Genomic DNA, 17,353 nt, shown 5'->3' with positions numbered 1-17,353 from the left:
CATTATGCGCAGTGGACAATGGCCCGATGTTTCACGTCCTGTTCTACTCACCGCGTATCGCGCCCAACACCGGTAACGCGATCCGGATGGCGGCGGCGACCGGCTGCGAGCTGCACCTGGTCGAACCGCTCGGTTTCGACCTGTCCGAACCGAAGCTGCGCCGGGCGGGATTGGACTACCACGATCTGGCCTCGGTGACGGTGCACCCGGATCTGGATGCGGCGTGGGCCGCCATCGGTCCGGCCCGGGTGTTCGCCTTCACCGCGCACGCCGAGATGTCCTTCGCGCAGGTGTCCTATGAGCCCGGGGACGTGCTGATGTTCGGACCGGAGCCGACCGGTTTGGACGAGCAGACGCTGGCCGACCCGCACATCACCGCGCGGGTACGCATCCCGATGCTGTCGGGCAGGCGATCGCTGAACCTGTCGAACGCCGCCGCGGTGGCCGCCTACGAGGCGTGGCGCCAGCAGGGGTTCACCGGCGCGGTGTGATCACCAGGTGTTCCAGTGCGTGAGTTCCTCGGCGGGCAGCCGCTTGGCCTTCTTGAAGTCGGTGCCCTTGGTGTAGGCGATCGGGAACAGACCGCCTTGTGCGTACTTGTCGAACGGGATGCCGAGCAGTTCGGCGGTCTGCTTCTCACCGTCACCCATCAGGTGCAGCGAGGTCCAGGCCGAACCGAGGCCGCGACTGCGCAACGCCAGCATGAAGCTCCAGACCGCCGGCATCAGCGATCCCCAGAATCCGGCGCTCATGCCCGCCGGCGCCCCGTCCGGGCGGCCCTCCAGACACGGGATCAGCATGACCGGCACCTCGTGCAGGTGGTCGTTGAGGTATTTGGCGGAGTCGACGACCTTCGGTGCGCGCTCGTCGCGGCTGTCCCCGAACTCCGGCTTGGGGGCATCCAGGTACGGCGTGGCGGCCACCCGGTAGATATCGGCGATCGCCTTCTTCTTCTCTTCGTCCTCGACGAAAACCCATTGCCAGCCCTGAGAATTCGATCCGGTCGGGGCCTGCAGGGCGATATCGAGACACTCCATCAACACCTCGCGCGGCACCGGCTTGTCGAAATCGAGCCGTTTACGCACCGAACGCGTCGTGGTCAGAACTTCATCCGCGGTCAGGTTGAGTGTCATACCGCGAGACTACATTCGCTTCCATGACTGCAGACCTGACACCGGAAATCCTCGACCGCCTGAAATCCGATGATTTCGCGTGGTTGACCACCGTCGCCAAGTCCGGCCAACCGGTCCCCAAACTGGTGTGGTTCTTCTTCGACGGGACCGACATCCTGGTGTACACCGAGCCCGGCGCGGCCAAGGTGCGACATATCGGAAACCACCCCCAGGTGAGCCTGAATCTGGACTCTGACGGCAACGGTGGCGGGATCATCGTGGTCGGGGGGCCGGCGCGGATCGATGCCGAGGACACCGATCCCCGCGAGGACGCACCGTACTGGGCGAAGTACCAGGCGATGTCCGATCAGATCGGGTTGACTCCCTCGATGGGCAACTACGGCACCCGGCTGAGGATCGGCATCGAGAAGGTGTGGACGACGCCGACGGAGTGACGGTCACTGGAAGTCCCTCGATCGGGATCGCACCTTCAGGTCCACCGGGCCCATCCGGTCGGCAAGCACCGTCACCGCCCCGGTCGCGTTCTGCACGATGCCGCGGATGATCAGCGCCGGCGCGCTCTGCGCCAGCTTGCGGTAGCGCGCCCAGACTCCCGGGGCACACAGCACGTTGACCATGCCGGTCTCGTCTTCGAGGTTGACGAATGTGACGCCCTGGGCGGTGGCCGGGCGTTGTCGATGCGTCACCGCCCCGGCGACGAGGATGCGGCTCCCATCGGGCACCGACAGCAGTTCGGCGGCCGGGACGACCCCCATCGCGGCCAGGTGCTCGCGCAGGAACTGGGTGGGATAGCTGTCCGGTGAGACTCCGGTGGCCCAGACATCGGCGGCGGCCAGTTCCAGAGCGCTCATCCCTGGCAGTGCCGGGATGTGTGTGGATGACCCCACCCCGGGGAGCCTGTCGGGGCGTTCGGCGGCGGCCGCCCCGGCCGCCCACAATCCTTCTCGTCGGGTGATCCCGAAGCAGCCGAGTGCCCCTGCGGTGGCCAACGCCTCGGTTTGTGGGACCGAAAGTTGGATTCGTGCGGTCAGATTCAGCAGATCGGTGAATGCCCCACCGGCGATCCGGTCGTCGACGATCTTCTTCGCCAGCTCGTCACCGATGTGACGGATGCCGCCCAGGCCCATCCGCACATCCAGTCCCCGGTTCTCACAGGTGGCGTGGGCCAGACTGGCGTTGACATCCGGCCCGTGCACGATCACGCCATGTCGACGGGCGTCGGCGACCAACGACTGCGGCGAATAGAACCCCATCGGCTGGGCACGCAGCAACGCGGCGCAGAACACGGCGGGATGGTGCAGCTTGAACCACGACGAATAGAACACCAGCGAGGCGAAGCTCAGCGAATGACTTTCCGGGAAACCAAAATTGGCGAATGCCTCTAGTTTGTCGTAGATCTTCTCGGCCACCGCACCGGTGATACCATGCCGCTCGCGCATTCCGTCGAAGAACCGGCCGCGTAACCGGCGCATCTTCTCGGTGGACCGTTTGGAGCCCATCGCCCTGCGTAGCTGATCGGCCTCGGCCCCGGTGAAGCCTGCGCAGTCCACCGCCAGTTGCATCAGTTGCTCCTGGAACAGGGGTATGCCGAGGGTCTTCTCCAGCGCCGGTTTCATCGACGGGTGGTCGTAGGTCACCTCTTCCTCGCCGTTGCGCCGCTTGATGTACGGATGCACCGATCCGCCCTGGATGGGGCCGGGACGGATGAGGGCCACCTCGACCACCAGGTCGTAGAACATCCGCGGTTTCAGCCGCGGCAGGGTGGCCATCTGCGCGCGGGACTCGACCTGGAACACCCCGACCGAATCGGCGCGTTGCAACATCTCATAGACGGCCTGCTCCGACAGGTCCAGCCGGGACAGGTCCACCTCGATACCCTTGTGCTCGCGGGCCAGGTCGATGGCATAGTGCAGGGCCGACAGCATGCCAAGACCCAGCAGATCAAACTTGACCAAACCGATTGCCGCACAGTCATCCTTGTCCCATTGCAGAACGCTGCGATTCTCCATTCGCGCCCACTCCACCGGGCACACGTCGGCGATCGGGCGATCGCAGATCACCATGCCGCCGGAGTGGATGCCCATGTGCCGGGGCAGGTTGGAGATCTGGGTGGCCAGGTCGACCACCTGCTCGGGGATGTCCTCCACGTCGGGGGAATCGGCAAGCCCGTTCCAACGGCTGATCTGCTTGCTCCACGCGTCCTGTTGCCCCTGCGAAAAACCCAGCGCACGGGCCATGTCCCGGACCGAACTGCGACCCCGGTAGGTGATGACGTTGGCCACCTGGGCGGCGTGATCACGGCCGTATTTCTCGTAGACGTACTGGATGACCTCCTCGCGCAGGTCCGATTCGATGTCGATATCGATATCGGGTGGGCCATCGCGCGCCGGCGACAGGAAGCGTTCGAACAACAACTCGTTGGCGATCGGGTCGACATTGGTGACCTTGAGGGCGTAGCAGACCGCGGAGTTGGCCGCCGATCCCCTTCCCTGACAGAGGATGTCACGTTCTCGGCAGAATCGGGTGATGTCGTGGACCACCAGGAAATAGCCTGGGAAGTTGAGCTTTTCGATGATGGCCAGCTCGTGCTCGATCTGGCGGTACGCCTTCGGTGCGCGCTCGGGCGTGCCGTAGCGATCCAGCGCCCCCTCGCGCACCAGCAGGCGCAGCCAGCTGGCCTCGGTGTGCCCGGGAGGAACATCGAACGGCGGCAGCTGCGGGGCGATCAACGCTAGGCCGAAGGCGCATTGTTCACCGAGATCGGCAGCGGCGGTGACGATCTCGGTTCCGAAGATGCGGGCCATCTCCTCCCCCGAGCGCAGATGCGCCCCACCCAGTGGCGCCAGCCACCCGGCCGCGTCGTCCATCGAGTTGCGGGCCCTGATCGCCGCCATCGCCATGGCCAGTCGACCCCGCTCGGGTACGGCGAAATGCGCGCCGGTGGTGGCTATCAGCCCCAGGCCGAATCGCGATGCCAATCCGGCAAGGACGGTATTGCGCTCATCGTCGAGCGGGTGACCGTGATGGGTCAGCTCGACGCTGACGCGATCGGCCCCGAACCGGTCCACCAGGTCGGTCAGCGCCGCCTCGGCGGCTTCGGGTCCGCCACGAGTCAGCGCCTGCCGGACATGGCCTTTGCGGCAACCGGTGAGGATGTGCCAGTGACCACCGGCGGCTTCGGTGAGTGCATCGAAATCGTAACGCGGTTTTCCTTTTTCGCCGCCGGCCAGATGGGCCGACGAAATCTCACGGGACAACCGTCGATAACCTTCCGGCCCACGGGCGAGCACCAGCAGGTGCGGCCCCGGCGGGTCGGGTTGTTCGGTGCGGGGCACGTTTCCCAGCGACAACTCCGCACCGAACACGGTGTCCACATCGAGTTCGCGGGCGGCCTCGGCGAACCGCACGACTCCGTAGAGACCGTCATGATCGGTCAGCGCTATGGCCCGCAGGCCCAGCCGCGCCGCTTCCTCCACCATCTCCTCCGGGGTGCTGGCCCCGTCGAGGAAGCTGTAGGCCGAATGGGCGTGCAGTTCGGCGTACCGCACCGAGGATCGGGAGCGCTGCACCCCGTCGGCCAGGTAGGCCCCGCGTTTGCGCGACCAGGCCGGACCGTCACCACCATCGCCGGGCGGCTCCAGCGGTAACCCGGAGCGGCGCGACTTTTCCCGGGGCCTACTGCTGAGGACCCGCTCCATCTCCGGCCAACTCGGCGGCCCGTTGTGCCAACCCACCCGCCCATTGTATCGAACATTTGTTCGATACAATGGGCGGCGGATCGGCGTCGGATCGGCCGGGTGCCCACGGGCGCCGAATTGAGGTCCATTGACCCTAGAACGCGCCATCGCTCCGGCAGCACAGTTGAGCTGACTGCGGGAAGTCCACAGCCGAGTCCGCATACGGAGGTACACCGACCATGACCGACACACCGGAGCCCTCGAACGCGTCCACCACCGCCGCGCCCGCAGTGACCGCCACGACGAATCGGCTCGACCACGCGGAGCGTCGGCCCAACCGCCTCTACCAGAGCTTGGCCTGGGTCGGCATCGTCACCGGCGTCTTGTTCGTCGTCATGGTGATCTTCGGTGCCGGGTTCTTCGCCGGTGCGGCGACCGGTGGCTACCACGGATGGACCCGCGGCTATCACAGCGCTCAGATGGGGCAGAACGGGCCGAGCGGGGGTTGCCCGATGATGGGACCCGGCATGACGATGGGACCCGGCCCGATGATGGGGCCCGGCGGCATGCCGCCGCAACGGCAGGCACCGAGCATGATGCCCACCCTTCCGCAGCGACCGTAAAGCTGATGCCGCGGTCATCGGCGAAAATATCGGCGGACTCGCCGAGAATCGGGATATCTCACAACCCCTTACGCCGAACACAACCAGCGCCTGGTTACTCCTTGAGCGCCGGGGTGTCCCGCCTCAGGGTCTGGCCGAGGAAGAACTCCGGTCGTCGCGCCCGCATCACGAGCATCAGCACCGCCCCGAGTGCCAGGATGCCGAATCCGATGAAGAACACCAGCCCGATGCCACCGATCTCCGCACCGCTGCCGTTCTCCGGATTCATGCTCTCGCCGATCGCGATGACGAACACGACCGCCAGCATCAGCCCACCCAACAGCGGGAACAGGAATTTGAAGATGATGTTGTGGGCGTTGGCGAACAACTCACGCCGGAAGAACCAGACGCAGGCGAATGCGGTGATGCCGTAGTACCAGCAGATCATGATGCCCAACGCGGCGATGGTGTCCCAGAGCGCATTGTCGGACAACAGCTTGACCACGGTGTAGAAGCCGGCGGTGACCACACCGGCGACCACCGTCGAGTACACCGGGGTCAGGAAGCGCGGGCTCACCTCGGCGAAGCGGGCCGGGAACGCCCGGTAGGCGCCCATCGCGAGCATGGCGCGGGCCGCGGGCAGGAAGGTGGTCTGCAGGCTGGCCACCGAGGAGGCGAACACCGCCAGATAGAGCAGCGGACCGAACCACGGACCCAGCACCGGGTCGGCCAGCGCACCGAAGACATTCTCCGAGTTCTCCGGGTTGCCCAGGCCGAGCCCCTCCTCGCCGACGCCGGCGTACATCATCACGGCGACCGCGATCAGCAGATAAGTGATCAGGATCGACGTCACACACAACAGCCCCGCGCGTCCCGGCACCTTGGTCGGATCCTTGGATTCCTCACCGAGGGTCAGGCAGGTGTCCCACCCCCAGAACGCGAAGATCGAGCCGGTGAGGCCGACGGCGAACACGGCCAGCGTCAGCCCGGTAAAGGGGTTGAACCAGTCCAGGTCGAAGCTCAGGCCGGCCGGAGCGTCGCCACGGCTCACGTGCACGAATGCGGTGACCGCGAACGCCACCAGCACGACCAACTGAAAACCCACCAGCACGAACTGGACGCGCTCGCTGGTCGTGATGCCACGACTGGCGATCAGTGTCGCCAGTGCGATGAACACCAGGGTGGTGATGATGTTGACCGCGACATTGCCCGCCAGATCGGCGATGCCGGGCTGATTGAACACGCGCGCGATCAACAGGTAGAAGAATTCGACGGCGATCGCCGCCAGGTTGGACAACACGATGATCGAGGCGACCACCATGCCCCACCCGCACATCCATCCCACGTAGGGTCCGAAGGCCTTGGTGGACCAGGTGAACGATGCCCCGCAGTCCGGTGTGCGGGAGTTCAATTCGCGGTAGGCGTAGGCGGTAAGGAACATCGGGATGAACCCGGCGATGAAGATCGCCGGCATCTTCAGACCCACCGCGGCGACGATCACCCCGATGCTCGCGGTCAGGGTATAGCCCGGTGCCACGCAGGAGATCCCGAGCATGGCACCGGACAGGGTGCCGACCTTCCCCTCGGCGAGACCCTTGGAGACCGATCCGGTGCCCGCTTCCGAACTGCTCGTGGTCACGAGACCTCCTGGTCGGCGGTGCTGGGTACGACGATCATCGGAACCTCCAGCACGCGCAGCATCTTGGCCGCCGTCGATCCGAGGAACAACCGCCGGGGTGCGGCCAATCTGCTGGAGCCGACCATGATCACGTCCCCGTCATGCCAGGGCAGTCGGCTCACGGCATCCTCCACCGAGCTGCCGTCGGCCACCGTGGCCGTGACCGAAAAGCCCTCGGGCAGTGATTCCTTGGCTTCATTCAAGGTCCGGTGAGCGTGGGCGAGCGCGCGCTCGCGCGACGCCTCGGCATCCCCACGCAGTGATCCGAACATCGGGTCGAGGGCGACCAACGACACCAGTCGCAACGGGACATGCGCCCGCTCGCACGCCCGTACCGCCACGTCCAGCAGCACACCGGCACCGGCGCGTTCACCGATGGCGCATGTCACCTCCCGAACCCGCGCGGCGGAGGACGACCGAGTTCCTCTGGGCGCCACCGCCACCGGCACATGGGAAGAATGCAGCAGATCGTTGACCACCGAGCCGAGTGTGAAACTGCCGACCAGTCCGCCACCCGCGCCGCCGACGATCACCGCCTGCGCGCCGAGGCGCCGCACCTCGCTGAGCAGACCGTCGGCTGCCGAGTCGCTGAAACTCACATGCGCATGTGCGACGACGTCATCGGGCACTGTCGCCAGCGCATCGGCCAACCACTCATGCGCCTGCTGGGCCAGCAGTTCGTCGTACCCACCGGTGGTCACCATCGCAGGTACCCCCCGGTCGGGGGGCAGCACCATGCAGATGTCCAGTTCGGCGGCCAGGCTCCTGGCCAATCGGACGCCCAGCGCGACCGCATCCGCTCCGCCGGGGGTGGCGAGGTATCCCACAGCCAATCTCATCAGGACATCCTGTCAACGCAGGGGCCACCCGCACAGGCATTTGAGCCTACGAAATCAGTCGTTGTACTCCGCCGTGCCGTCGTCGAGCACCACCCGGGCACCGGATCCGTCGGGTTGGGCCGCCTCGGTGCGGAACACCGCGCGGTGGCCTTCGGTCCGCCAGATCGATGTCGAGAGGGTCTCACCGGGGAAAACCGGTGAGCTGAATCGCGAGGCGATCGCGGTGACCTTGGTGGCATCGCCGCCGCCGAGCTCGGCGACCAGGGCCCGGCCCGCGACGCCATAGGTGCACAGTCCGTGCAGGATCGGGCGGGGAAACCCCGCCAAGGTCTGAGCGAACCACGGATCACTGTGCAGCGGGTTGCGGTCGCCGGAGAGTCGGTACAACAGCGCCTGGTCATCGCGCGTGGTCAGTACGACCTGCGCGTCGGGGGCTCGGTCGGGGAACTCAGGTGCGGGCGGCCGCTGCCCGGGTTGGCCTCCGAACCCGCCCTCACCCCGGATCACCACGGTGGTCAGGGTTTCGACCAGGACTGCACCACTGTCAGGGTCGGCTCCGATGCCCTTGAGCATCACCACCGCGTTCTTGCCTGCTCCCTTGTCCTGGATGTCGGCGACCTCGGAATGCACACGCAGACTGCCTGCCGGCGGCAGCGGCGCAAACACCCGGATCGCCTGCGACCCGTGCAACAGCAGGCTGAGGTTGAACGATCCGATCAGCATCGCGGCGCCGAAGGGCGAGCACGCGATCACGGCGAACGTCGGCAACACCTGCTGCTCGATGCCGTGGCTGTTCTCGGTGGTGAACGCCAGATCGTCGACCCCCGCTCCGACACCGAGCGCATAGAGCAGCGTCTCGCGATCGGTCCAGGTGAAGGTCTGAGGGTCGGATTTCGCGCCGACGGCATTCGGGTCGATGGGCATACACGGATTCCTTAGCGGCGACATGTCAGGGGTGTGGGCCGACGATAGTCGATGGAGCCGTACCGGCCTTGGGTTTTCACGTCTTGGCCGGCACGGGACGCGCCGCAGGCGGGGAGTAACGGCCGACGCGGCTGTCGCCCGCGACCGGCCTAGTACCCTAGGGGGTATGGTATAAATCCTGATATCGGGTGGATTCCCCCACGGTCCGCCACTCCCCGCCAGCCGACCAACGAAGGGAACATCGCTGTGAACATGCTCGTGAAGGCGTGGGTGCCGGTCACGGTGTCCATCGCCGTCGCCATCGGCGGTGTGGCCGTGGTACACCTGCGCGATGCGTTCGGGTCCGAGCCGATCTTCACCGCCACCGGACGGGGTGCCCAGCCGCTGGATCCCACCTTCGTCAAGCATGTGACCTACGACGTCTACGGCCCCGCCGGGACGGCGGGGAGCGTGAACTACCTCGATATGGGCGCCACGGCGCACCAGGTCGATTTCACCTCTCTGCCATGGACATTGACGATCACAACGACCACACCCGCAGTACTGGCAAGCGTGGTTGCCCAGGGCGACGGTTCGAACATCGGCTGCCGGATAACCGTCAACGGTGTGGTGAAGGCCGAACAGTCGGCCGCCGGGCACGACGCACAGATCTCGTGTCTGGCGAAAGCCGCATGACCCACGACACGCAGACCCGGCCGGCCGCCATGCGGTTCATCCGCCGGTTCGCTGTCCCGATACTCATCGGCTGGTTCCTGTTGACCTTGGGAATCAATGTTCTGGTCCCGCAGATCGAGACCGTGGCCCGCGAGCACGCCGTCACCATGTCGCCGCACGACGCACCCGCGATGATCGCCACTCGCCACATCGGCGCGACCTTCGACGAGTTCGACTCCGACAGCATGGCAATGGTTGTGCTGGAAGGTGACACAGAGCTGGGCGACGAGGCGCGCACGTACTACCAGGACCTCGTGCGCGCCCTACGCGCCGACAGTGCACACGTTCAACACGTACAGGACGTCTGGGGAGACCCGCTGACGGCGGCCGGCGTGCAGAGCAGAGACGGTAAAGCCGCGTACGTACAGGTCAACCTGGCCGGCGACCAAGGTAGTACGGAAGGTATCCGGTCGGTCGAGGCGGTACGCACCATTCTTGAGCACTCGCCGCCACCGGCGGGACTCAAGGTCTATCTGACCGGCTCAGCGGCGCTGACCGCGGATATGAACGAGGCAGCCGACCAAAGCATGCTGCTCATGATGGGCGTCACCGGCGTGGTCATCATGATCATGCTGCTCATCACCTACCGGTCGGTCGTCACGATGCTGCTCGTGCTGGTCATGGTCGGGTTCGAAATGGGCACGGCAAGAGGGGTCGTCGCACTGCTGGGTGATATGGGCGTACTCGGCTTCTCGACGTTCGTGGTCGCGATGCTGTCTTCTCTTGCGATCGCGGCCGGTACCGATTACGCGATCTTCCTGATCGGCCGCTACCAGGAGGCACGCCGGTCCGGCGAGGACCGAGAGTCGGCCTACTACACCATGTTCCGCGGCACGGCGCACATCATCGTGGGTTCGGGACTCACCATCGCCGGCGCAACCCTGTGCCTGCACTTCGCGCGTCTGTCGTATTTCAAGGCACTGGGCATACCCTCGGCGATCGGGCTGGTGGTGGTGGTCGCCGGAGCACTGACAGCCGCGCCGGCGGTCGTGGTCGTCGCCAGTCGCTTCGGACTTTTGGACCCCACGCGCGAGCCGAACGTCCGACGGTGGCGGCGCATCGGCACCGTCACCGTGCGTTGGCCTGGCGCCGTGTTCGCCGCGACGCTCGCCATCGCGCTTCTCGGCATAGCGTTCGTGCCGACGATGGAGGTCAACTACAACGACCGTTTCTACATATCCAAAGACCTCCCGTCCAACATGGGTTACGCGGCCGCCGAGCGTCATTTCAGCGCGGCCACGATGAATCCGGACATCTTGATGGTCGAGACCGACCACGACATGCGCAACAGCGCCGACATGCTCGTACTGGACAAGATCGCCAAGGAAGTCTTCCGAACGCCCGGGATTGCGATGGTGCAGAGCATCACCCGTCCTTTGGGTGGGCCGATGGATCATAGTTCGATACCGTTCCAGATCAGCGCCCAGTCGATTCCGATCCAACAGAACCTGCAGTTCATGAAGGACCGCACCGCCGATATGCTCACCATGAGCGATGACCTCGGCGCCATGATCGCGTCGATGAAAAAATTGGAGGCCGCACTCTCTCGGATGGGTGGAGCCACCGATCGGATGGTCGGCGATATGACCACAGCCAAGGCCACACTCGACGAGGTACGCGATCATCTGGCCAATTTCGACGACGTGGTCCGCCCGTTGCGCAACTACTTCTACTGGGAGCCGCATTGCTTTGACATTCCGGCATGCTCGGGGGTCCGATCGATCTTCGACGCCATCGACGGGGTGGACAAGTTCAGCGACGATATGCGCGCCCTGGTGGACGACACACGTGATGTCAGTGCCGTTGTTCCCGACATGCTCGCCCAGTTCCGGCCGATGATCACGATCGCCGAATCGATGCGCAGCACCTTGTTGACCATGCACAGCAGTTTCTCCGGTCTGGTCACTCAGATGTCGCAGATGACCGACACGGCCGGCGCCATGGGCCAGGCCTTCGATGCCGCCAAAGGTGGCGACTACTTCTATCTTCCCCCGGAGGCGTTCCAGAACCCGGACTTCCAACGCGGACTTGAGTTGTTCCTCTCACCGGACGGTAGGGCCGCGCGATTCATCATCACCCACGAAAAGGATCCGGCGACCCCCGTCGGCATTGCAGCCGTGACGCCCGAACTCGAGGCCGCCCACGAGGCCGTCAAGGGCACAAGTCTCACCGAAGCGACGTTCTCCCTGACCGGCACCGCGGCCATCTACCGCGACATCCAGTCCGGGGCGCATTACGACCTGTTGATCGTCGGCGTCGCAGCACTGACATTGATCTTCATCGTGATGTTGCTGATCACCCGGGCATTGGTCGCCTCGCTGGTGATCGTCGGCACGGTGTTGCTGTCCCTGGGCGCCGCCTTCGGGCTGACGGTGCTGATATGGCAGTACGGGTTCGGCCTCGAACTCAACTGGATCGCCCCGGTGTTCGGTCTGATCATCCTGTTGGCCGTCGGGTCGGATTACAACCTGTTGCTCGTGTCACGGTTCCAGGAAGAAATCGGCGCCGGGCTGCGCACCGGAATCATCCGGTCGATGGGTGAGACGGGCAGCGTGGTCACCGCCGCGGGGTTGGTGTTCGCCTTCACCATGATGTCCATGGTGGCCAGCGATCTCAGTTCGATCGGTCAGGCGGGCAGCACGATCGGCATCGGACTGCTCTTCGACACACTCATCGTGCGTTCGCTCATGACACCGTCCATCGCGGCACTGCTCGGACGATGGTTCTGGTGGCCGATGAGGGTCCACAACCGAGCGACATATACCCACACGGGTATAGTGACAACCACCACAGGATAGGCGGGAAGGCGTTGAGCATGATCGACGATCAGCAGAGCATCGAGGCGATCCTCGCACGGCTGAAACGCGCACAAGGGCAGCTCGGCGGTGTCATCAACATGATCGAACAGGGCCGAGACTGCAAAGCCGTTGTCACACAGCTCGCCGCGGTATCGCGGGCGCTGGACAGAGCGGGTTTCAAGATCGTGGCCACCGGTATGCGCGAATGCATCGTCGCAGACAAGGAGGGCGGCACCGCGCCCATGTCGGAAGCCGAACTGGAGAAGCTGTTCCTGGCGCTGGCCTGAGCAGTCTCAGCCGTCGACCCGCCAACTTGCGTCGCGATAGACCAAGCGCGCCGTGAGCACCGCCGCAACCGCCAACGATGCGGTGAAAAGCCAAGCACTGACGGACAACTGAATCCCTCCGCTGAGGGTATGTCCGCTGGTGCATCCGCCGGCCATCCGCGCTCCGAGCAGTGTGAGAAACGAACCACCGAAGACCGCGGCCTGGCGCAGGCGAGGGTTGTCGCCGAAACGATTGCGCCACGACGGCGGAGTCACCTTCGCGAACGCCGTGAAACGCCCGGTGAACAGATACGCAGACAAGAACGCGCCGATCAGCACCCCGAGATCGGTCAGCGGTTCCCAGCCGATCGTGGCGAACACATTCTGCGAGTAGGCGGAGTCTCGCATGAACAGCACACCGACCACCCATGAGTAGGTGGTGGACTGGCCGAACTGCTGGCGTAGGAACAGGGCCAGCACACCCAGGATGGCGACCCCAGATCCGGCGACAAGCGTTGCGCGAACGAAAAAGCCCGGGTCGGTGGCGTACTGTTCGGACAACTGCGCGAGTCGGATTCTGCGCCCGGCCGGCTCACGCGCGCCTTCGTTCAGGTAGCGGGTGGTATCCAGCGCCATCTGCCGGTCATAGGCATCGGGCTCAGCTCCCCGGATACTCCGGAGGCAGCAATGTCGGCTCGCGCGATACCGCGGAAGAAAGTACAACGCACCCAGCGCCGCCGCGGCGTAGACCAGCGCGATGGCCACCATGCGGGCCGGTGGCACGTCATGTATGTTCCCGCCGGCCACCAGGTCTCCGAAGTTCGCCTCGGAGACGATCCATCGGCCGAAGCCGGTATCCGCCAGGGCGGTCCACGCCGAGGCGCCCAACAGCCCGCCGGGAATCGCGAGTAGGGCATCTCGGCGACCTTCTCCGATCGCCATCAGCGCAGTGACCGGCAGGTAGCCGCTGAGCGCCAGACCGACTCCGAACAAGATCCCACCCAGCACCACACCGTAGATGTAGCTCGGCTTGGGTGAGAAGTGCATGGCAACTCCGGATGCGTGCAGGCCGTACAGCAGAACCGAACCCAGCGCGGTGACCAGCAGGAAGCAGGCCGGCAGGAGCCGGTCGATCAGTCGTGCAGCCCTGATGATCGTCTCGGGATTGCCGATGCCCCACAGCGAGGCGATGGCGCCGAACCCGACCCCCAGCGGGAGACCGACCCACATCGGGGCAGTGATCGCGTTCATGACCTCGCCTGCGCTTCGTCATCGCACCTCATCGCTGGTACCCCCTCGCTCACGGCCGATCTTCTGGCCTAAATATACCGTAGGGGGTATAGTAAAAAGCGAGCGGACAATCGGCAGTTCGAGTTCACCGATCCACCGGGCCGTGCCGCCGGTCGATGCTCGTTTCCCACCACCGAAAGGATCTACTGTGTGTCGCGCTGTCAAATGCCGCAACTGCGGCAAGACCACCTGGGCCGGCCGCGGAGCGCATGTCGACGCCGTGCGCCGCACCGTGCGGCCCGACGACTGGTGCGAGGGCCACACCTCGCCACCCCCATCCCGGAACAGGTGGAATCCATTCCGCCGCAACCGCGCATGAGAGAGAGGACCAGGATGACAGGTTCCGTCGCACCCCAGATCGACGTCGCCGATGCCGAAGCGCTGGTGAACCAGGGGCGGGCACTCTTACTCGACGTCCGCGACGACGTCGAATGGGTCGCCGGTCATGCACCCGCAGCCACCCATTGCGCACTGGCAGAACTCACTCCCGAGCGCTACCGCGGATCGACCGTCGTGGTCATGTGCCGATCCGGAGGCCGATCACAGAAGGCCGCCGACGCACTGTGTGCAGCAGGAATCACTGCCGTGAACCTGACCGGAGGCATCTCCGCCTGGCAGGCGACCGGACGTGCCGTCGTCCGCGACGACGGGTCCGCCGGAACCTTCGCATAGCGCACACCGCCACCGGAATGCAGACACCCAGACGCGCCGTTCTTATACCCATAGGGGTATCAAAGAGATCGCGCACAGGGCGCTCACACCCGGCTACAGAAGGAGCCAGATCATGATCTTCGAGCAGTACTATCTCGAATGCCTTTCGCACGCCTCGTATCTCATCGGCGACCAGACCACCGGCCGGGCGGTCGTGGTCGATCCGCAGCGCGATGTCTCGGCCTATGTCGAAGACGCCAACCGCCTCGGTCTGACGATCGAGATGGTGATCGAGACGCACTTCCACGCAGACTTCCTCTCCGGGCATCTGGAGCTCGCCGAGGCCACAGGCGCGCAGATCGTCTACTCATCCGTCGCACAAACCGAGTTCGAGTCGGTGGGCGTGGCCGACAAAGAGCGGCTGGCACTCGGCGAGGTGATTCTGGAGTTCCGCCACACCCCGGGCCACACACCGGAATCGATGAGCATCGTCGTCTTCGAGAATGCCGCGGAGCCAGAGCCATTCGGTGTGCTCACCGGCGACACGCTGTTCATCGGTGATGTCGGCCGGCCGGATCTGCTGGCTTCGATCGGACACACCCGCGAAGAACTCGCCAGCGCGCTCTATGACTCCCTGCACGACAAGCTCATGACATTGCCGGACCAGACGCGAGTGTTCCCCGCGCATGGCGCCGGCTCGGCATGCGGTAAGAACCTCTCCACCGAGTTGTCATCGACGATCGGTGAGCAGAAAGCGACGAACTACGCACTCCGGGCACCGGACAAAGCCATCTTCATGGCACTGGTCACCGAGGGCCAGGCGCCCGCGCCGGGCTACTTCGCCTATGACGCGATACTCAACCGGAAGAACCGGGCCCTGCTCGACGAGGACGAGATGCCCGCAGCGTTGTCCTTTGACCAGGTGCAGTCGGCGCTGGCTGCCGGGGCGGTCCTCGTCGATGCTCGTAGTGCGGAAGATTTCGCGCTGGGGCATCTGCGCGGCGCGATCAACATCGGGCTCGCCGGCCGCTATGCCGAGTATGGCGGATCGGTGTTGCCCCACGACGCCGATATCGTTCTGATGACCGACCCCGGCCAGGAGCGCGAAGGCAAGAACCGGTTGGCGCGTATCGGGTTCGACCGCGTGATCGGATATCTCGCTGATCCCGAAGAGGCCATGTTCACCCATGCCGAGGAGGTTCGGACAGCATCCCGATTGACCGCTGCGGCCTTCGACGAGCGCATCACGTCGATCCCGGACCTGCAAGTGGTCGATGTCCGCAAACCGACCGAAGTGGCGGATGGAGCAGTCGCCCAGGCGCTCAACATTCCCGTCGGCGATCTGCCGGGAAGGCTCGACGAGCTGGATCCGCAACGACCGACCGTCGTGTACTGCGCCGGCGGCTATCGCTCGTCAGCCGCGGCCAGCCTGCTGCGCAGGGAGGGCTTCACCGACGTCAGCGACATCCTCGGCGGCTATGGCGCCTGGGCCGAGTCGCATCAGCACGCCTGATCACCGAGGGGGTTCACATCCATGTCGAATGTCACCACGCATCGTGTCCTCATCATCGGAGGGGGAACGGCAGGCATCACGGTCGCGGCGCGGTTACACCGCCGGGGGTATCGCGATGTCGCACTGATCGAACCGTCCGACACCCACTACTACCAACCCTTGTGGACCCTGGTCGGTGGCGGACAAGCGCGTGCCGCGAGCACGCAAAGACCGATGCACTCGGTCGTTCCACCATCCACCACGTGGATAAAACAGAGCGTGAGCACTTTCGATCCCGACAACAACTCCGTGACATGCGCCGACGGGTCCGGCCACGGATACGACGCGCTCGTCGTCTGCCCCGGTATCCAGCTGGATTGGAGCAAAACCGACGGTCTGTCCCGTGCCATCGGACACGATGGGGTTTCCTCCAACTACCGCTACGATCTGGCTCCCCGCACCTGGCAGATGATTCGCGGACTCCGATCCGGCACCGCGGTGTTCACGGTGCCGAGCGGGCCCATCAAATGTGCCGGTGCCCCTCAGAAGATCGCCTACCTGGCCAGCGACTATTGGCGCAAGCAGGGGGTTCTCGATGACATCGACGTCCACCTGATCATGCCCACACCGCGACCGTTCGGGATCACGTCCATCGCCGACAGCCTGGACAAGGTCATCGACGATTACGGGATCTCGCTTCATGTGAACTCCGAGATGACAGCTGTCGATCCGTCGGCTCGTACCGTGCAGATCGCCGGTGAAAGTGGCACCACCACAATGTCTTATGACTTCCTGCACGCTGTCCCCCAGCAGTCGGCGCCGGATTTCGTCAAGGCGAGCCCGCTGTCTGTCAAGGACGCCAACGGATACGTCGCCGTCGACAAACACACCATGCAGCATGTGCGCTACCCGAACGTGTTCGCACTCGGTGACGTGGCGTCGACGCCGAACTCCAAGACGGGCGCCGCAATCCGAAAGCAGGCACCCGTGGTCGTACACAACATCGACGCGGTCTTGAACGGGCGGGCCGCGACGGCCCACTACGACGGGTATTCGTCATGCCCCATCGTCACGTCGTCAAAGTCCATGCTGCTGGCGGAATTCGACTACGACCTCACGCTCCGACCGAGCTTTCCGCTGCTCGATCCGACCGTGCCACACCGACCCTACTGGTACGTCAAGAAGCACGGGTTACCACTGATGTATTGGAACTTGATGTTGAGAGGGCTGGCGTAGAAGCCGGCGTCCGCCCGAAGGATTCACGATGATCATTCCTCTCACGCGACCTC

At 64.9% G+C, this 17,353-nt stretch carries 15 protein-coding genes; 9 read left to right on the top strand and 6 right to left on the bottom strand.

Features of this window, described 5'->3' with window-relative positions; all coding sequences use genetic code 11:
* Positions 1-26: 26 nt before the first annotated feature.
* Positions 27-491: a tRNA (cytidine(34)-2'-O)-methyltransferase gene (locus G154_RS07910; RefSeq protein ID WP_023985403.1), complete on the top strand. Its 465-nt coding sequence runs from the start codon at positions 27-29 to the stop codon at positions 489-491.
* On the opposite strand, the gene G154_RS07905 is transcribed toward G154_RS07910, so the two are convergent.
* The gene (locus tag G154_RS07905; protein WP_019510140.1) at positions 492-1,133 is read right to left on the bottom strand and encodes a nitroreductase family protein; all 642 of its coding nucleotides are present in this window, start codon (positions 1,131-1,133) and stop codon (positions 492-494) included.
* A 23-nt stretch (positions 1,134-1,156) separates the two neighbouring features.
* Here G154_RS07905 and G154_RS07900 point away from each other — a divergent pair, with 23 nt between their 5' ends.
* Positions 1,157-1,567 carry a TIGR03667 family PPOX class F420-dependent oxidoreductase gene (locus G154_RS07900; RefSeq protein ID WP_019510141.1) on the top strand — a complete coding sequence of 137 codons (411 nt, stop codon included), beginning with the start codon at positions 1,157-1,159 and terminating at the stop codon, positions 1,565-1,567.
* A gap of 3 nt (positions 1,568-1,570) precedes the next feature.
* On the opposite strand, the gene G154_RS07895 is transcribed toward G154_RS07900, so the two are convergent.
* Positions 1,571-4,867 carry an error-prone DNA polymerase gene (locus G154_RS07895; protein WP_019510142.1) on the bottom strand — a complete coding sequence of 1,099 codons (3,297 nt, stop codon included), beginning with the start codon at positions 4,865-4,867 and terminating at the stop codon, positions 1,571-1,573.
* A 182-nt stretch (positions 4,868-5,049) separates the two neighbouring features.
* Between G154_RS07895 and G154_RS07890 the strand changes: the two genes are divergently transcribed.
* Positions 5,050-5,433, top strand: a complete 384-nt coding sequence (locus G154_RS07890; protein ID WP_019510143.1) for a hypothetical protein — start codon at positions 5,050-5,052, stop codon at positions 5,431-5,433.
* Between the two features lie 94 nt (positions 5,434-5,527).
* Here the strand turns inward: G154_RS07890 and G154_RS07885 are convergent, their stop codons facing one another.
* The 3 genes from G154_RS07885 to G154_RS07875 are packed head-to-tail and all read right to left on the bottom strand — an operon-like array spanning position 5,528 to position 8,853.
* On the bottom strand, positions 5,528-7,051 hold the full coding sequence (locus G154_RS07885) for an APC family permease (protein ID WP_019510144.1): 1,524 nt from the start codon (positions 7,049-7,051) through the stop codon (positions 5,528-5,530).
* On the bottom strand, positions 7,048-7,929 hold the full coding sequence (locus tag G154_RS07880) for a universal stress protein (RefSeq protein WP_023985402.1): 882 nt from the start codon (positions 7,927-7,929) through the stop codon (positions 7,048-7,050). The genes G154_RS07885 and G154_RS07880 overlap by 4 nt, the downstream gene beginning before the upstream one ends.
* Before the next feature lie 54 nt (positions 7,930-7,983).
* Positions 7,984-8,853, bottom strand: coding sequence for a MaoC/PaaZ C-terminal domain-containing protein (locus G154_RS07875; RefSeq protein ID WP_019510146.1), 870 nt, complete (start codon positions 8,851-8,853; stop codon positions 7,984-7,986).
* 252 nt (positions 8,854-9,105) lie between these two features.
* Between G154_RS07875 and G154_RS07870 the strand changes: the two genes are divergently transcribed.
* The 3 genes from G154_RS07870 to G154_RS07860 are packed head-to-tail and all read left to right on the top strand — an operon-like array spanning position 9,106 to position 12,652.
* Positions 9,106-9,528 (top strand): MmpS family transport accessory protein, encoded by a 423-nt coding sequence (locus tag G154_RS07870; protein ID WP_031601368.1) that lies wholly within the window; start codon positions 9,106-9,108, stop codon positions 9,526-9,528.
* 29 nt (positions 9,529-9,557) lie between these two features.
* Complete coding sequence (locus G154_RS07865; RefSeq protein ID WP_162181540.1) at positions 9,558-12,365, top strand: RND family transporter; 2,808 nt, start codon at positions 9,558-9,560, stop codon at positions 12,363-12,365.
* 17 nt (positions 12,366-12,382) lie between these two features.
* Entirely contained in the window at positions 12,383-12,652 is a 270-nt protein-coding gene (locus G154_RS07860) for a metal-sensitive transcriptional regulator (protein WP_019510149.1), read from the top strand.
* A gap of 6 nt (positions 12,653-12,658) precedes the next feature.
* Here G154_RS07860 and G154_RS07855 read toward each other — a convergent pair whose 3' ends face one another.
* Complete coding sequence (locus G154_RS07855; RefSeq protein ID WP_019510150.1) at positions 12,659-13,882, bottom strand: YeeE/YedE thiosulfate transporter family protein; 1,224 nt, start codon at positions 13,880-13,882, stop codon at positions 12,659-12,661.
* Between the two features lie 372 nt (positions 13,883-14,254).
* On the opposite strand from G154_RS07855, the gene G154_RS07850 reads away from it, so the two are divergent.
* The 3 genes from G154_RS07850 (at position 14,255) to G154_RS07840 (ending at position 17,300) form a co-directional block, all read left to right on the top strand.
* Positions 14,255-14,593 carry a rhodanese-like domain-containing protein gene (locus G154_RS07850; protein WP_019510151.1) on the top strand — a complete coding sequence of 113 codons (339 nt, stop codon included), beginning with the start codon at positions 14,255-14,257 and terminating at the stop codon, positions 14,591-14,593.
* A 112-nt stretch (positions 14,594-14,705) separates the two neighbouring features.
* Positions 14,706-16,085, top strand: a complete 1,380-nt coding sequence (locus G154_RS07845) for an MBL fold metallo-hydrolase (RefSeq protein ID WP_019510152.1) — start codon at positions 14,706-14,708, stop codon at positions 16,083-16,085.
* A gap of 21 nt (positions 16,086-16,106) precedes the next feature.
* Complete coding sequence (locus G154_RS07840) at positions 16,107-17,300, top strand: FAD/NAD(P)-binding oxidoreductase (RefSeq protein ID WP_019510153.1); 1,194 nt, start codon at positions 16,107-16,109, stop codon at positions 17,298-17,300.
* Positions 17,301-17,353: the final 53 nt, after the last annotated feature.

The sequence above is a fragment of the Mycobacterium sp. VKM Ac-1816D genome (genome assembly GCF_000416385.1).
Taxonomy (GTDB): Bacteria; Actinomycetota; Actinomycetes; order Mycobacteriales; family Mycobacteriaceae; genus Mycobacterium; species Mycobacterium neoaurum_A.
This window is presented reverse-complemented; position numbering and strand designations above follow the sequence as displayed.

What these genes read in the sequence shown, in the direction of transcription:
- G154_RS07910 (WP_023985403.1), top strand. Translation starts at nt 27, where the DNA reads ATGTTTCACGTCCTGTTCTACTCACCGCGTATCGCGCCCAACACCGGT.
- G154_RS07905 (WP_019510140.1), bottom strand. Translation starts at nt 1,133, where the DNA reads ATGACACTCAACCTGACCGCGGATGAAGTTCTGACCACGACGCGTTCG.
- G154_RS07900 (WP_019510141.1), top strand. Translation starts at nt 1,157, where the DNA reads ATGACTGCAGACCTGACACCGGAAATCCTCGACCGCCTGAAATCCGAT.
- G154_RS07890 (WP_019510143.1), top strand. Translation starts at nt 5,050, where the DNA reads ATGACCGACACACCGGAGCCCTCGAACGCGTCCACCACCGCCGCGCCC.
- G154_RS07880 (WP_023985402.1), bottom strand. Translation starts at nt 7,929, where the DNA reads ATGAGATTGGCTGTGGGATACCTCGCCACCCCCGGCGGAGCGGATGCG.
- G154_RS07875 (WP_019510146.1), bottom strand. Translation starts at nt 8,853, where the DNA reads ATGCCCATCGACCCGAATGCCGTCGGCGCGAAATCCGACCCTCAGACC.
- G154_RS07870 (WP_031601368.1), top strand. Translation starts at nt 9,106, where the DNA reads ATGCTCGTGAAGGCGTGGGTGCCGGTCACGGTGTCCATCGCCGTCGCC.
- G154_RS07865 (WP_162181540.1), top strand. Translation starts at nt 9,558, where the DNA reads ATGCGGTTCATCCGCCGGTTCGCTGTCCCGATACTCATCGGCTGGTTC.
- G154_RS07860 (WP_019510149.1), top strand. Translation starts at nt 12,383, where the DNA reads ATGATCGACGATCAGCAGAGCATCGAGGCGATCCTCGCACGGCTGAAA.
- G154_RS07855 (WP_019510150.1), bottom strand. Translation starts at nt 13,882, where the DNA reads ATGAACGCGATCACTGCCCCGATGTGGGTCGGTCTCCCGCTGGGGGTC.
- G154_RS07850 (WP_019510151.1), top strand. Translation starts at nt 14,255, where the DNA reads ATGACAGGTTCCGTCGCACCCCAGATCGACGTCGCCGATGCCGAAGCG.
- G154_RS07845 (WP_019510152.1), top strand. Translation starts at nt 14,706, where the DNA reads ATGATCTTCGAGCAGTACTATCTCGAATGCCTTTCGCACGCCTCGTAT.
- G154_RS07840 (WP_019510153.1), top strand. Translation starts at nt 16,107, where the DNA reads ATGTCGAATGTCACCACGCATCGTGTCCTCATCATCGGAGGGGGAACG.